The sequence below is a fragment of the Pseudomonas hunanensis genome (genome assembly GCF_013393325.1).
Taxonomy (GTDB): Bacteria; Pseudomonadota; Gammaproteobacteria; order Pseudomonadales; family Pseudomonadaceae; genus Aquipseudomonas; species Aquipseudomonas putida_P.
In genome coordinates this window covers 75,568-90,293 of sequence record NZ_QJRC01000084.1, presented here as the reverse complement: position 1 = coordinate 90,293, position 14,726 = coordinate 75,568, and the positions used below count along the sequence as shown (strand labels likewise).

The 14,726-nt window shown below is 63.1% G+C and carries 13 protein-coding genes; 7 read left to right on the top strand and 6 right to left on the bottom strand.

All coding sequences use genetic code 11. The annotated features are described in order from the left end of the window. Positions 1-29 precede the first annotated feature (29 nt). From cobG to DM807_RS11505, 7 genes are all read left to right on the top strand, one after another. Entirely contained in the window at positions 30-1,361 is a 1,332-nt protein-coding gene (gene cobG / locus DM807_RS11535) for a precorrin-3B synthase (RefSeq protein ID WP_012274401.1), read from the top strand. Beyond that, positions 1,354-1,980 (top strand): precorrin-8X methylmutase, encoded by a 627-nt coding sequence (locus DM807_RS11530; protein WP_012274400.1) that lies wholly within the window; start codon positions 1,354-1,356, stop codon positions 1,978-1,980. Before cobG ends, DM807_RS11530 begins: the two co-directional genes overlap by 8 nt. Further along, positions 1,977-2,711 (top strand): precorrin-2 C(20)-methyltransferase, encoded by a 735-nt coding sequence (locus DM807_RS11525; protein WP_171577229.1) that lies wholly within the window; start codon positions 1,977-1,979, stop codon positions 2,709-2,711. The genes DM807_RS11530 and DM807_RS11525 overlap by 4 nt, the downstream gene beginning before the upstream one ends. Beyond that, complete coding sequence (gene cobJ, locus DM807_RS11520) at positions 2,699-4,396, top strand: precorrin-3B C(17)-methyltransferase (RefSeq protein ID WP_179027393.1); 1,698 nt, start codon at positions 2,699-2,701, stop codon at positions 4,394-4,396. Before DM807_RS11525 ends, cobJ begins: the two co-directional genes overlap by 13 nt. A 93-nt stretch (positions 4,397-4,489) precedes the next feature. Next, entirely contained in the window at positions 4,490-5,170 is a 681-nt protein-coding gene (locus DM807_RS11515) for a hypothetical protein (RefSeq protein ID WP_060514270.1), read from the top strand. Positions 5,171-5,229: 59 nt separating this feature from the next. Further along, positions 5,230-5,922, top strand: coding sequence for a hypothetical protein (locus tag DM807_RS11510; protein WP_082425686.1), 693 nt, complete (start codon positions 5,230-5,232; stop codon positions 5,920-5,922). Then, positions 5,915-6,538: a hypothetical protein gene (locus DM807_RS11505; protein ID WP_179027392.1), complete on the top strand. Its 624-nt coding sequence runs from the start codon at positions 5,915-5,917 to the stop codon at positions 6,536-6,538. Before DM807_RS11510 ends, DM807_RS11505 begins: the two co-directional genes overlap by 8 nt. Here DM807_RS11505 and DM807_RS11500 read toward each other — a convergent pair. From DM807_RS11500 to dusB, 6 genes are all read right to left on the bottom strand, one after another. Beyond that, the gene (locus DM807_RS11500) at positions 6,535-7,131 is read right to left on the bottom strand and encodes a MarC family protein (protein ID WP_012274394.1); all 597 of its coding nucleotides are present in this window, start codon (positions 7,129-7,131) and stop codon (positions 6,535-6,537) included. The two genes, DM807_RS11505 and DM807_RS11500, sit on opposite strands and share 4 nt — an antisense overlap. Before the next feature lie 89 nt (positions 7,132-7,220). Next, positions 7,221-9,992, bottom strand: coding sequence for a hybrid sensor histidine kinase/response regulator (locus DM807_RS11495; protein ID WP_012274393.1), 2,772 nt, complete (start codon positions 9,990-9,992; stop codon positions 7,221-7,223). Positions 9,993-10,127: 135 nt separating this feature from the next. Beyond that, the gene (gene purD / locus DM807_RS11490; RefSeq protein WP_012274392.1) at positions 10,128-11,423 is read right to left on the bottom strand and encodes a phosphoribosylamine--glycine ligase; all 1,296 of its coding nucleotides are present in this window, start codon (positions 11,421-11,423) and stop codon (positions 10,128-10,130) included. Between the two features lie 169 nt (positions 11,424-11,592). After that, on the bottom strand, positions 11,593-13,200 hold the full coding sequence (purH, locus tag DM807_RS11485; protein ID WP_060514268.1) for a bifunctional phosphoribosylaminoimidazolecarboxamide formyltransferase/IMP cyclohydrolase: 1,608 nt from the start codon (positions 13,198-13,200) through the stop codon (positions 11,593-11,595). An 81-nt stretch (positions 13,201-13,281) separates the two neighbouring features. Then, a complete protein-coding gene (fis, locus tag DM807_RS11480; protein ID WP_012274390.1) occupies positions 13,282-13,602 on the bottom strand; it encodes a DNA-binding transcriptional regulator Fis in 321 nt (106 codons plus the stop codon). After that, complete coding sequence (gene dusB / locus DM807_RS11475; RefSeq protein WP_012274389.1) at positions 13,599-14,612, bottom strand: tRNA dihydrouridine synthase DusB; 1,014 nt, start codon at positions 14,610-14,612, stop codon at positions 13,599-13,601. Before dusB ends, fis begins: the two co-directional genes overlap by 4 nt. Positions 14,613-14,726: the final 114 nt, after the last annotated feature.

Sequence of the window (14,726 nt, the reverse complement as noted above, 5' to 3'; positions counted from 1 at the left end):
CCTTCTACACTCAAGCGCATTTTCACAGATTGCCGGATACCCCTTTGACGCAGGCCCATGCCCCCAACGTTTCGTCTCGCCCCTCGGCCTGCCCGGGGTTGTGGCGCATCGTCAGTGCCCGTGATGGCGGCATCTGCCGCATCAAGCTGCCTGGCGGCCTGCTGCTGGCCGAGCAGGCCGAAGCGGTAGCGGCGGCAGCTGAGCGTTTTGCCGGTGGTGTGATCGAGGCCACCAACCGTGGCAACCTGCAGATCCGCGGCATTGGCAGCGAGCATCGTGCTTTGGTCGAGACCCTGCTCGCAGCCGGCCTGGGCCCGCGCGAGGCGGCCGGTGACGATGTGCGCAACCTGATGCTCAGCCCGCTGGCCGGGCATGACCCGGCCATGCTGCTGGACGCGCGGCCGCTGGCCGGGCAGATCCTCGACCTGCTGGAAGGCACCCCGCGCTTTCACCAGTTGTCGGCCAAGTTCGCCGTGCAACTGGATGCTGGCGAACGCCTGGCCATGCTTGAGCACCCCCATGACTTGTGGCTATCGCCCCTACGCCTGCTGCAGCAGACCTGGCTGGCGTTTGGTTTGGCGGGCTGCCCGGCGGACGGCAAAGTGCTCGGCGCGGTGCCGCTGGCGCAGGGCCTGGCGCTGGTGCGCGCAGTGCTGGAACGCTTCCTCGACCTGGCAACCCCGACGCAGTCGCGCATGCGCCAGTTGCTTGAAGTGCACTCGGCAACTGATTTCGTCGACGGGCTGGGCCTGGATATCCGCCGTGATGCCGCCGTGCTCGGATGGCGCCGTGAAGAGCACCGCGCCTCGTGGTTGGGCACGCTGCCCCAGACGCACGGTGTTGCCCTTGGCGTGGCCCCGCCGCAAGGCCGCCTGACCCCCGCCATGCTGCGTGGTGCCGCGCGCATTGCCCGCGAACTGGGCGATGGCAGCCTGCGTCTGAGCCCCTGGCAAAGCCTGGTGCTGACCAACCTGCAAGCACAACACATCGACCAAGCCCAAGCCGAACTGTCTGCGCTGGGTTTGCTGTGCCATGACCACGAACCCCTGGCGCGCATCAGCGCCTGCACCGGTGCCAGCGGCTGCGCCAAGGCCCTTGGCGAGACCAAGGCCGACGCCGTTGCCTTGGCCGCGCTGCTGGGCCCTGGCGTGCCCGCCAGCGTGCACCTGTCCGGTTGCCCTCGTTCCTGCGCCGTGGCCCATGTTGCCCCGGCCACGCTGCTGGCCCGTTCGCCGGGCCGTTACGACCTGTACCTGCGTGATGCGCGCCAGCCGGGCTTCGGTGCCCTGCGCGCCACCGACCTTACCTTGAATGAAGCAGGCGCCATGCTCGACCTGCCGACGGAGCACCTTGATGATTGACTACATCCGCGATGGTCAGGAGATCTATCGCAATTCCTTTCGGATCATCCGAGAGGAAGCCAAGCTCGAGCGGATCCCCGCCGACCTGGAAAAGCTCGCCGTGCGCGTGATCCACGCCTGCGGCATGGTCGACGCCATCGATGGCCTGCAGTTTTCCGAAGGTGCCGGACGGGCCGGGCGAGAGGCGCTGCTCAACGGCGCGCCGATCCTGTGCGATGCGCACATGGTGGCCGAAGGCATTACCCGGGCCCGGCTGCCAGCAGACAACAAAGTCATTTGCACCCTGCGCGACCCCAGCGTGCCGGGCTTGGCCAAAGACGCCGGCAACACCCGTTCCGCCGTGGCCCTGGAGCTGTGGCGGCCGTACCTGGAAGGCAGCGTGGTGGTGATCGGCAACGCCCCCACCGCCCTGTTCTACCTATTGGAAATGCTCGATGCTGGCGCACCCAAGCCTGCGCTGATCCTCGGCTTTCCGGTCGGTTTCGTCGGCGCTGCCGAGTCCAAGGCCATGCTCGCCGCCGACAGCCGCGGCGTGCCGTTCGTGATCATGCAAGGCCGCCTGGGCGGTAGCGCGATGGCTGCCGCCGCGGTCAACGCCCTGGCCACGGAGGTGGAATGATGCTGCCGCGTGGACGACTGCTGGGCCTGGGCGTGGGCCCTGGCGACCCGGAACTGATTACCCTCAAGGCCTTGCGCCTGCTGCGCGAGGCGCCGGTGGTCGGTTACTTCGTGGCCAAGGGCAAGCGTGGTAACGCTTTTGGGATCATCGAAGCACACCTGCAGCCCGAGCAGACCCTGCTGCCGCTGGTCTACCCGGTAACCACCGAAGCCCTGCCGGCGCCGCTGTCCTATGAGCAGGTGATCAGCGACTTCTACGACGAAGCCAGCGTGCAAGTGGCCGAGCACCTGGATGCTGGCCGCGACGTGGCGGTGATCTGCGAAGGTGACCCGTTCTTCTACGGCTCCTACATGTACCTGCATGACCGCCTGGCGCAGCGCTATGAGGCCGAAGTGATCCCCGGTGTCTGCTCGATGCTTGGTGGTGCTTCGGTACTGGGCGCGCCGCTGGTGTACCGCAACCAGAGCCTGTCGGTATTGTCTGGTGTGTTGCCCGCCGAAGAGCTCAAGCGCCGCCTGGCCGATGCCGATGCAGCGGTGATCATGAAGCTTGGGCGCAATTTCCCCAAGGTGCGCGAAGTGCTGGCCGAACTGGGCCTGGACGGGCGTGCGCTGTATGTGGAACGGGCGACCATGGCCAACCAGAAGATCGTGCCGCTGGACCAGGTCGACCCGCAGTCGTCGCCGTACTTCTCGCTGATCATCGTGCCGGGGGAAAAATGGCAGGGTTGAACATGCACAAGGCACCGGCAATCGTCATCCTTGGCCCGGGTAGCCTGGCCACCGCGCAGCGAATCCAGCAGTGCTACCCACAGGCCACAATCCATGGCCTGCAGGGGCGTGTCGAGGGGGCAGACCAGTCGTACACCGCGTTCGGCGATACCCTGCGCGGGCTGTACCAGCAGGACACGCCGATCATTGCCCTGTGTGCTGCCGGTATCGTCATTCGCAGCCTGGCCAGCGTGCTTAGCGAGAAGGGCAGCGAGCCGCCGGTACTGGCCGTGGCCGAGGATGGCAGCGCGGTAGTGCCGTTGCTCGGTGGCCTCGGTGGGGTCAACCTGATGGCGCGCGAAATCGCAGAAGCGCTGGGCGTTGCCGCCGCCATTACCACCAGTGGTGAGCTGCGCTTCGGCACTTGCCTGTTGAACCCGCCGCAAGGTTACGCACTGGCGGACATCGAGCAAGGCAAGCGTTTCGTTTCCGATTTGCTGGCAGGTGAGTCGGTGCGCATCGAGGGTGACGCCCCGTGGTTGCAGCAGGTGCAGTTGCCCGCCAGCGAAGCGGCGCAGCGCACCATCCATGTGGGGCATCAGGTGCGCCCGGCCAACCGCGACGAACTGCTGATCCACCCGCGCTCGGTGGTCGTGGGTGTTGCCGGTGGCAACCTGCACAGCATGCGTGCGGCATTGCAGCAGGCCGGCATCGCCGAGCCATCGGTAGCCTGCGTGCTGGCGGACGAGCGCGCCATGGCCGACAGTGCCTTGCACGAGGCTGCGCAGACCTTGGGTGTCGCCTTGCGCTTTGCCAGCAACCCAGGCGACGTGGCCAGCATGGTTGCTGCGGCATTGCCCAATGCCGAGTTGATAACGCATGGGGATGTAGTCATCGCGGTGGCGCCTGCGCCGGTCGATGTAGCACAAATCGGCCGCCGTCGCGGTCGTCTGGCGGTTATCGGCCTTGGTCCAGGTGCGGCGCAATTGATGGTGCCGGCGGTCAAGGCCGAACTGGCACAGGCTGAGGATGTGCTCGGCTACGAAACCTACGTGCGCATGGCCGGGCCGTTCCGTGATGACCAGATCCTGCACTGCACCGACAACCGTGAAGAGATGCAGCGCGCCCGGCATGCCTTCGAGCTGGCGGCCCAGGGCCGTTCGGTGGTGGTGGTTTCGTCGGGTGACCCGGGCGTGTTCGCCATGGCCGCTGCGGTGCTTGAAGCGTTGCATGAGTCCAGCGACCCCGCCTGGCACCGCGTGGACCTTGAGATTCTGCCAGGGGTGTCGGCCTCGCTGGCAACCGCCGCCCAGGCGGGAGCACCGCTGGGGCATGACTTCTGCGTGATGTCGCTGTCGGACAACCTCAAGCCCTGGTCGATCATCGAAAAGCGCCTGGACCTGGCGGCTCAGGCCGACCTGGTGCTGGCGTTCTACAACCCGATCTCCAAAGCCAGGCCGCACCAGCTAGGGGTGGCGCTGGAGGTGGTGCGTCGGCACCGCGACGGGAGCACGCCTGTAGTCCTTGGGCGTGACATCGGTAGGCCGGGGCAGACGCTGAAGGTAGTCACCTTGGCCGAGCTGCAGCCAGAAATGGTCGATATGCGCACCATGGTGTTGGTCGGCTCCTCTACAACCTGCGTATTCCCTCGTCTGTCGGGCGGGGTATGGGCCTACACCCCGCGTTGGTACCCCACCACCAACTAGTTGCTTCGGAAACTCTTCAGCGCGCTGAATCGCCAGCGGGCTGGATAAGGTGATTGCCCCTGACTCAAGGGGCAACCATCAAGGAGTTTCTACATGTCCGATGAAACACAAGTCACCACCAACAACACCGCCATCCTGGTCGAAGGCAACCTGCTGGCCTGCGGCGCAGGTATGTCTGCGAAAAGCCGTCACGACGTCAAGAACGCCTTCCACTTCGCCACATTAGTGGCCGACAAAGCGTTCGATGCCGAAAAGCAGAGCCGGGAGTGGTACGACAAATTCATCGATGTGATGCGTGATCTTGGCTTTACCATCCCTCGACGCACCTTCGAGCTGGAAACGTCGGCGGAGCTGTCTGTCACCGTAGGCGCCGTTGCCGTCCGGGCGATCGGTGTTGCTGGCAACGCACTGCTGGGGGGCACCAAGCTGGGTGCTCTGGCCAAGATGGCCTTCGATAAAATGACCACCGTCGAAAACGACGCCAAGGTGCTCGACCACAAACGCAAGAACAAATCCAGGGGCATGGTTGGCCTGGCTGCCTGCATCGAAACAGAGAGCAACGATGTGGTCATGGTCGTGAGCTGCATCCAGGCATCTGCCCCGACACTGGACGATGACGTGCTGGGCATCCAGTGGAAGCTGGACAAGACCCACTACTACGCCGGCACCGCGGTGCTCACGCTCAACAACTTCGTGTACGACAAAGTTCGCGAAACCGTGGAAAACAAACTCGGCGTGCGCAGCGTCGAGAACGTACTCCAATACGACATCTGATAGCGCGGCGGCGTTGCACCAACGCCGCCTTGTTCGCTTGTTTGCAATGAGACAAGACTATGAATAGTTCAGTTGAACAGCTGATGTTGATTGGTGGGACGGCATTGCTGTATTCCACAGGCGCCACCGAGGAGCAACGCCAAGCTGCGTTCGATTCGATACTTTATGCGCAGTTGCTGGCCAACAAGAATGCCGGGCCACGCTTCAACGACTACGAGCGTTGGTACTCCGCCTACAGGGATGCATACCGCCAACTTGGCTGGATCAAACTGGCCACTACCCACGACCTCAAGCACTTGGGGCAGCCCTTGCGCACCGCGCCGGTGCAGCCACTTGAGGCATGGCTGAGAATGCGCTCTATCCGTCACGAGGCCGTGCTGGCAGCGGTGAAAACGGGTTTGAGCCGATCACTGGAAGGTTTTGGCCACTTGCTGAAGTACAGCACGCAGGAGCAGACGCAGGGGGCGAAGCTTGTGATCGAGCTGGGCGTGCTCAAGGCAGGGCCGGTGCTGGATCTGTGCAGCATCTCGATGCAGGTCGGCAAGTCGATTTCGAATATCCCGCTGGGCACTTGGCTGAGTGAACAGGTGCTTCAAGGAGAGGCAGAGTTCAACGGCGTTTCCCTGGCATTGGATAACAGTCGGTTCCAACGCCAGCGCGATGAACTGCAGGCGTTGATGAAAACCAAGGATGCACAAGGCGCTTACCGGTTTGACCCTTATGCGCCGATAACGGGAGCACATCATGAGTGACGCCACGTCTGCCGTGATCGGCGCGGGCATCGTTTCGTTCTTGCCAGGTATTCCGGCCGCTTTGCAAAACAAGGTGAAACTGGCCCTGGCAATGGCCGAACGTGCTACCGAGACGGCGTTTCGAGAAGGGTTGATCGAGGACTGGTTTGCCTACTACCGCAACCAGCTCAAATATATGGGCTGGGATGCAGTGTCTGCCGAGCAGGTTCATTGGCCGGATGGACAGCGCGCCCGTCAGGCCGACCAGGTGCTGGAAACCATTGCGGCAACGGCTGGCGAGCACTTTGCCTCGGCGATCGGCATTTCCATGCGCAAGCTGTTGGCCAACCCGTCGGTGCTGCAGTCGCTTGAGCGGTGCGCCTACGAACGCCAGCATTTCCAGCTGCTGCCTTGCGCTCCGGCCGGTGTCAACCGGGTGGACATGGTGCTTTACCATGAAGCGGATGTGCGTTCGGCCTTCCGTGCAGGCTTCGTCAGCCATAGGCGCAGCCATCGGAATGTGCGTGCGGAGTTGATACGTTTCAACATGCTGGCGTTCGAGCACAGCTTTTTGCCAAAAGTGCAGGAACGTGTCGTTCAGGTCTCTTTGCAACGCATTCTGGATTACGCCCTTTAGGGCACCAGGTAGCCCTTGATGCCGGTAAAGATGATTTGCGCAGCCAAGGCGCAGACGAACAACCCCATCAGCCGGCTGACGATCTGCAGCCCTTGGTCGCCAAGGATGCGTTCGATGCCGTGTGACAAGTACAGCACCAGGCCGACGGTAAAGCTGGCCAGCGCGATGCTGACGATGGCCAGCAATTTGTCATCCCAATGCGGCTGGCCCACGCCCATGACCAGCAGGGCGCCGATGGTGCCAGGGCCGACAGTCAGTGGAATGGTCAGCGGCACGATGGTCACATCCTGCTGCACGTTGTCGGCCTGCACCGCCGGCTTGCCCTGGGCCATACCCAAGGCAGAAATGAACAGCACGCTACCGGCCCCGATGCGGAAGGCGTCGGCGGTGATGCCGAAAATGCCGAAGATCACCCGCCCGAACAGGTACAGCAGCACGCTGGCGACCAAGGCTGCGAAGGCGACCTTCCAGGCCAGTTGCTTGCGCTCCTTGCTGGAGTGGCCGCGGGTCAGGCTGATGAAGCACGACAGCACGAAGAACGGGCTGTAGAGCACGAGCATTTTCAGGTAGACGCTGAACAACTCATGGAGCATGAGCACTATTCCTTGGGCAATCTGAAGCTTGCGCTCCCACAGGGGCCGTATCGGGCTTTCGAATACTGTTCTCTGTGCGACAGCGTAGCCTAGGAAGTATGCGCCGGGTCTGCCTTGGCTTCGCGCTGGTTGGCCCAGTACTGGATCAGCTCGCGTAACTGCGACAATTCCACCGGTTTGGCCATGTGGCCGTCCATGCCCGCCAGCCGCGCGCGTTCCTTGTGCTCGGCAAGAATGTGCGCGGTCAGCGCCACCACCGGTGTGCGTTGGCGCTGGTTGGCCGTTTCCCAGGCCCGCAGCTGCTGGGTGGCCGAGAAGCCGTCCAGCACCGGCATTTCGCAGTCCATCAACACCAGGTCATAGTGCTGCGCTTTCATCGCCTGCAAGGCTTCTTCGCCATTGCAGGCAGTGTCGGGTTCAAGGTTGAGTTTGCCGAGCATACCGCGGATAACCTTGGTGGAAATGCTGTTGTCTTCGGCGACCAGCACGCGGAAGTCGCCAGGCAGGTCCAGCGCCTGCGGGATGCCAGGCAGGCTGGCAGGCACTGCCTGCTCGCGGCCGCGCTGGGCCAGTTCCTCGGCCAGGGTGGTCTTCAGCGTGTAGCCGGCCACTGGTTTGGCAAGGATCCGCTTGACCCCAGCGTTGCGCGCGATGACCTTGCTCGGCGCATTGCTGATGCCGGTGAGCATCACCACCAGGATGTCGTGGTTCAGGCTTGGGTCTTCCTTGATCTTGGCGGCCAGTTGCATGCCGGTCATGCCGGGCATGTTCTGGTCCAGCAGTACGGCGTCGAAGTAGTCGCGCAGGTGCGCCTTGGTGCGCAGCAGGGCCAGGGCTTCCTTGCCAGACGGCACCGCGCTGACGTTCATGCCCCAGGCGCTGCACTGCTGGACCAGTACCTTGCGGCAGGTGTCGTTGTCGTCCACCACCAGCACGCGGGCATCGCGCAGCGGGCTGTCGAGGTCGGCGGGCGGCTGTTCCAGGCGCGAAGGGTCCAGCGGCAAGGTCAGCCACAGGGTGTTGCCCATGCCAGTGCTGCTCTTGATGCCGAACTCGCCCTGCATCAGGCCGATCAGTTGCTTGGCGATGACCAGGCCCAGATGCCCGCCCAGCTTGTTGCTGGACAGGAAGTGGTGGCTGTGCAGTTCGGCTTGCAGCAAAGCGTCGCGGTCGGCGGCGGGCAGCGGCTCGCCGCTGTCCTGCACGGCAATGCGCAGGCGTGGCAGCTCGCCGCGTTGATCCAGTGCCACCACCAGCAGAATTTCACCCTGGTCGGTGTTTTTCAGGGCGTTTTCCAGCAGGCTCGACAAGGCCTGGCGCAGCCGCGTCGGGTCACCGCTGATGACCCGTGGTACTTGCGGCTGGGTGAAGCTGATCAGTTCGATGTTTTGTTGCTCGGCCTTGGCGCGGAAGATGTTCAGGCAATCCTCGATCAGCGCGTTGAGATCGAACTGCACATCATCCAGCTCGATCTGCCGGGATTCCAGTTTGGAAATATCGAGAATTTCGTTGATCAGCGTGAGCAACTCGTTGCCGGCGCTGTGGATGGTCTGCACGTAGTCGCGCTGCTTGACCGACAGCGGTGTGCCCAGCAACAGCTCGGTCATGCCCAGCACACCGTTCATGGGGGTGCGGATTTCGTGGCTGATCTTGGCCAGGAACTCGGCCTTGGCATTGATTTCGGCGTCGCTGGCGGCCAGCGCGCGGCTGGCGCTGAAACGCTCCTCGCTCATGCGCCGCAGGCGTTCACTGACGGCCAGGTTGAGCAGCAGGCCGCTGACCACGGTCAGGCCCAGCAGGATACACAACAGCCAGGGCGTCGAGGTGCGGGTCAGGCCCAGCAGGGCTGGCAGCAGCACCAGGCCACCGAGGTTGAACACCACCATGGCCAGGCTGAACAGGCGACCGGGTGCATAGCCTTTGTACCAGTGATAGCTGCTGACCAGCAGCATGCTCACACTGCCCAGCGCCATCAGGGCGTAGGTCATCAGGTTGAGGGGCAGCGTATCGACGAACAGCAACACCAGGCCGCTGACCCCGACAATCAACATTTCACCCTGCAGCAAGCGGTTAAGCCGTGGCGAGTTGCATGGCGAGAAGAAATGCTGGGTGAAATACAGTCCGGACAGGCCAGCCAGGACCAGCGTCAGGTAGGCAGCAGGCGTTTGTGCACTGTGCCACACATGCCACCAGGGGCCGCTGAGGTTCAGCAGGATCAGGCCGCTGAGCAGCATAAGGCCGTGGTACAGCGCCAGGATCAGGGTGGTGCTGGAGCGGCTGTAAAGGAAGCGGATCAGGTTGTGCATGATCAGCATCACCAGGCCGCCGAACAGCATGCCGAACAGCAGCGGCTGGCGTTGGTCCGACGCGGCCTCGGCCGCCGGCTCCAGGCTGATGGCCGGGCGCAGCTGGTGCTCGGAAACCAGGCGCAGGTAGATGTCCAGCGGCTGCTTGCTGTTGGGCAGGGGCAGTACATGGTCGCTGCCGCGCAGGGTAGGGCTGGCATTGCCTGCCTGCCGCCCGTGGTGCAGCTGACGCAGAAGTTGGTCGCCTTCCAGGGCGTAGAGGTCCAGGCCAGACAGGTCTGGGGCGAATACCCGCAGCAGTTGTTCCTGGTCGCCTGGTTGCAGGCGATAGTGCAGCCACAGGGCCTGTTCTGCTGGGGCAGCATCCAGCTCGGCGAGGACCAGGGGGCTGAACTGGTTGCGGTAGCGCTCGGAGCGCACATCGCTCAGTTGCAGGTTGGCCTGTTCGTCAAGCAGTACGGTCCAGCCTCCGTCATGTTCGGCCGCAGCCGGAAACATGAAGAGCAGGGTCAGCAAGCTGACGATCAGAGCTGAGGCAATCCGAAGCCGACGCACTACGAAATCCCTTCTTAGCCGATGTGCCGGGTACTAACTATGCGCGGCGCGCCAAGTCGAAGGCAAGGCCCATGCCGGGCCCTGTCGACGAGCCGGATGCCACAGCCTGAAAGTGCTGCGGCATTCCGGTGTTTCTTACTGCTGGTGCTCACCGCGCTCGCGGGCGATGGCCCGATAGCCGATGTCGGTACGGTAGAAACTGCCGTTCCAGCTGACTTCCTTGGCCAGGCGATAAGCCTGCTGCTGCGCGTCGGCGACAGTACTGCCCATGGCGGTGGCACACAGCACGCGCCCACCGTTGGTGGTCACCTGGCCATCCTTGAGCGCGGTACCGGCATGGAACACCTTGCCTTCGATCTTCGCGGCAGCGTCCAGACCGTTGATCACGTCGCCCTTGGCATAGTCACCTGGGTAACCGCCGGCGGCCAGGACCACGCCCAGGCTCGGGCGCGGGTCCCACTGTGCTTCGACCTTGTCCAGCGCTTTGGCGAAGGCAGCTTCGATCAACAACACCAGGCTCGACTCCAGGCGCAGCATGACTGGCTGGGTCTCTGGGTCGCCGAAGCGGCAGTTGAACTCGATGACCTTGGGGTTGCCCGCTTTGTCGATCATCAGGCCGGCATAGAGGAAGCCAGTGTAGACGTTGCCTTCCTCGGCCATGCCGCGCACGGTTGGCCAGATCACCTGGTCCATCACGCGCTGGTGCACGTCGGCAGTAACCACCGGGGCAGGGGAGTAGGCACCCATGCCGCCGGTGTTCGGGCCGGTGTCCTGGTCGCCGACGCGCTTGTGGTCCTGGCTGGTGGCCATGGGCAGCACGTTGTGGCCGTCGACCATGACGATGAAGCTGGCTTCCTCGCCGTCGAGGAACTCTTCGATCACCACACGCGAACCGGCTTCACCGAAGGCGTTGCCAGCCAGCATGTCACGCACGGCGGCTTCGGCTTCGTCCAGGGTCATGGCGACGATCACGCCCTTGCCCGCGGCCAGGCCGTCGGCCTTGATCACGATCGGCGCGCCTTTTTCCTGCAGGTAGGCCAGGGCCGGTTCGATTTCGGTGAAGTTCTGGTAGTCGGCGGTCGGGATCTTGTGACGCGCCAGGAAGTCCTTGGTAAAGGCCTTGGAACCTTCCAGCTGGGCCGCGCCCTTGGTTGGGCCGAAGCAGTCCAGGCCACGGCTGCGGAACAGGTCGACCACACCGATGACCAGTGGCGCTTCCGGGCCGACGATGGTCAGGTCGACGTTTTTCTCGGCGAAGTCGGCCAGTTGCTCCAGGGCGCAGACGTCGATGGCGACGTTCTCGCACTTGGCTTCAATGGCGGTGCCGGCGTTGCCAGGGGCAACGAAGACTTTTTCCACGCGTGGGTCCTGGGCGACTTTCCAGGCCAGGGCGTGCTCACGGCCGCCGCTACCGATGATCAAAACTTTCATGTCAAAACCTCGAATTCTGTTTGGCGCCGATCCCGCTTTCTGTAGGAGCGGCCTTGTGTCGCGAAAGGGGCGCGTAGCGGCCCCTGGGTTTCAGCTTCGCAGCAGAACTTGCTGGGGCCGCTCTGCGGCCCTATCGCGACACAAGGGTCGGGATTGGCCCGACAACTATTTAGTGGCGGAAGTGGCGCATACCGGTGAACACCATGGCGATGCCGGCTTCGTCGGCAGCGGCAATGACTTCAGCATCACGCATCGAGCCACCCGGCTGGATCACGGCGCTGATACCCACTTTAGCCGCATTGTCGATGCCATCACGGAACGGGAAGAACGCATCCGATGCCATGACCGCGCCCTGCACCTGCAGGCCAGCATGCTCGGCCTTGATTGCAGCGATGCGAGCGGAGTTGACGCGGCTCATCTGGCCAGCGCCGACGCCGATGGTCTGGCGCTGCTTGGCGTAGACGATGGCGTTGGACTTGACGAACTTGGCCACTTTCCAGGCGAATACCAGGTCGTGGATTTCTTGCTCGGTCGGGGCACGCTTGGTGACGATCTTCAGGTCATCGGCGGTGATCATGCCGATATCGCGGCTTTGCACCAGCAGGCCACCGTTGACGCGCTTGAAGTCCCAGCCGGCAGCGCGCTCGGCTGGCCACTCGCCGCACTCCAGCAGGCGTACGTTCTGCTTGGCCGCTACCACGTCGCGGGCAGCCTGAGAAATTTTCGGGGCGATGATCACTTCGACGAACTGGCGGTCGACGATGGCCTTGGCGGTTTCGCCGTCCAGTTCGCGGTTGAAGGCAATGATGCCGCCGAATGCCGACTCGGTGTCGGTGGCGTAGGCCAGGTCGTAGGCCTTACGGATGCCGCCTTCCTCTTCAGGCACAACGGCCACGCCGCATGGGTTGGCGTGCTTGACGATGACACAGGCTGGCTTGACGAAGCTCTTCACGCACTCCAGCGCGGCGTCGGTGTCGGCCACGTTGTTGAACGACAGTTCCTTGCCTTGCAGCTGGATGGCGGTGGAAATGCTGGCTTCGCCTTTTTTGGCTTCGACGTAGAACGCCGCGCTCTGGTGCGGGTTTTCGCCGTAGCGCATTTCCTGGGCTTTGACGAACTGGCTGTTGAAGGTGCGCGGGAATTCGCTGCGATCGGCAGTCGAAAGGGTGTCCTTGGCCTGGTCGATGGTGCCCATGTAGTTGGCGATCATGCCGTCGTAGGCGGCGGTGTGTTCGAACGCCTTGAGCATCAGGTCGAAGCGCTGGGCGTAGGTCAGGCCGCCGGCCTTGAGGCCTTCGACGATGCCGGCGTAGTCGCTGGCGTTGACCACGATGGCGACGTCTTTGTGGTTCTTGGCTGCCGAGCGGACCATGGTCGGGCCGCCGATGTCGATGTTCTCGATGGCGGTCGGCAGGTCACAGCCAGGCTTGGAAATGGTGGCTTCGAACGGGTACAGGTTGACCGCAACCAGGTCGATCGGCTTGATACCGTGCTCGCTCATGATGGCGTCGTCGGTACCGCGACGGCCGAGGATGCCGCCGTGGATTTTCGGGTGCAGGGTCTTGACCCGGCCATCCATCATTTCGGCGAAGCCGGTGTAGTCGGCCACTTCCACCGCGTTCACGCCGTTGTCCTTGAGCAGCTTGTAGGTGCCGCCGGTGGACAGGATCTCGACACCGAGCTGCTGCAGCTCACGGGCGAATTCGAGGATACCGGTCTTGTCGGAGACGCTGATCAGGGCGCGGCGGACTGGCAGGCGGGTAGTCTGGTCGGTCATTTCGGGTTCCAATAACGCGGTGGAGTCAGCAAAAAAGGCGCCTCTGTTCAGGGAGCCGCCTTTTCTGGATGGGATTCTGGCTTACAACAAGTCGTACTGCTTGAGCTTCTTGCGCAGGGTGCCTCGGTTCAGCCCGAGCATCTCGCTGGCCTTGGTCTGGTTGCCCTTCACGTAGTTCATCACGCTTTCGAGCAGGGGCGCCTCGACTTCGGAGAGCACCAGGTTGTACACGTCCGTCACGGTCGCGCCTTCCAGGTGGGCGAAGTAGTTGTGCAGCGCCTTCTCGACGCTGTCGCGAAGGGTCTGGCCCTCTTCGCTCGGCGTGTTGAGGTGCTGTTTCAGGTTGGCGTTGTCGCTCACGGGCGTTGTTCCACTCACAAATGTCTCGGTCATCATCGTCATGCGGCCACCCCTTGTCCGTCCTCTGTCTCAAGGCTCTGTCGACGTTCGCTGAAAAACGCGCGAACGTTGGCGCACTGCGCTTGTGTGTCTTCCAAAGCGTTGAACCGGGAGCGAAACTCCTTGCCGCCGGGTCGTGTTGCCAGGTACCAGCCAACGTGCTTGCGGGCGATACGAACGCCCATCACATCGCCATAGAAGGCATGCAGCGCGGCCAGGTGCTCCAGCAGGATGCGTTCCACTTCGTCCAGCTGCGGCGCTGGCAAATGTTCGCCAGTGCGCAGGTAATGCTCGATCTCGCGAAAGATCCATGGCCGCCCCTGGGCAGCCCGGCCAATCAGCAGGCCATCGACCCCGGTGGCGTCCAGCACCGCTCGGGCCTTTTCTGGCGAAGTGATATCGCCGTTGGCAAAAACCGGGATTGACACCGCCTGCTTGATGGCAGCGATGGTGTCGTATTCGGCATCGCCGGTGTACAGGTCGGCGCGTGTGCGGCCATGCACCGCCAGCGCCTGGATGCCGGCCTGTTCAGCGATCTTCGCCACGTTCAGGCCGTTTTTGTTCGCCCGGTCCCAGCCGGTGCGGATCTTCAGGGTCACCGGAACGTCCACAGCGCCGACCACGGCATGGAGGATCTCACTGACCAAGGCTTCATCTCTCAATAAAGCAGAGCCTGCAGCTTTGTTGCAGACTTTTTTTGCCGGGCAGCCCATGTTGATATCGATGATCTGGGCACCCGCTTCGACGTTGGCCTTCGCCGCCGCCGCCATCATCTGCGCATCACCGCCGGCGATCTGCACCGAGCGTGGCTCGGGATCGCCTTCATGGATGCGGCGCAGGCTCGACTTGCGGCTGTTCCACAGGCTCATGTCGCTGCTGACCATTTCCGACACCACCATGCCGGCGCCCAGGCGCTGGCAAAGTGTACGGAAAGGCTGGTCCGTGACCCCGGCCATGGGCGCGAGGATCAGGTTGTTACGTAGTGTGTATTGGCCGATGCGTACCGCCGACATAGGTGATCCCTGTTGTGGGGCCGAATCTTGGAGTTCGAAAAAGGGTTGGCATGATACCCGCTCTCGGTGACCGGATAAAGATGGATTTGGATAAAATCTGAACAGTTGTCGGCT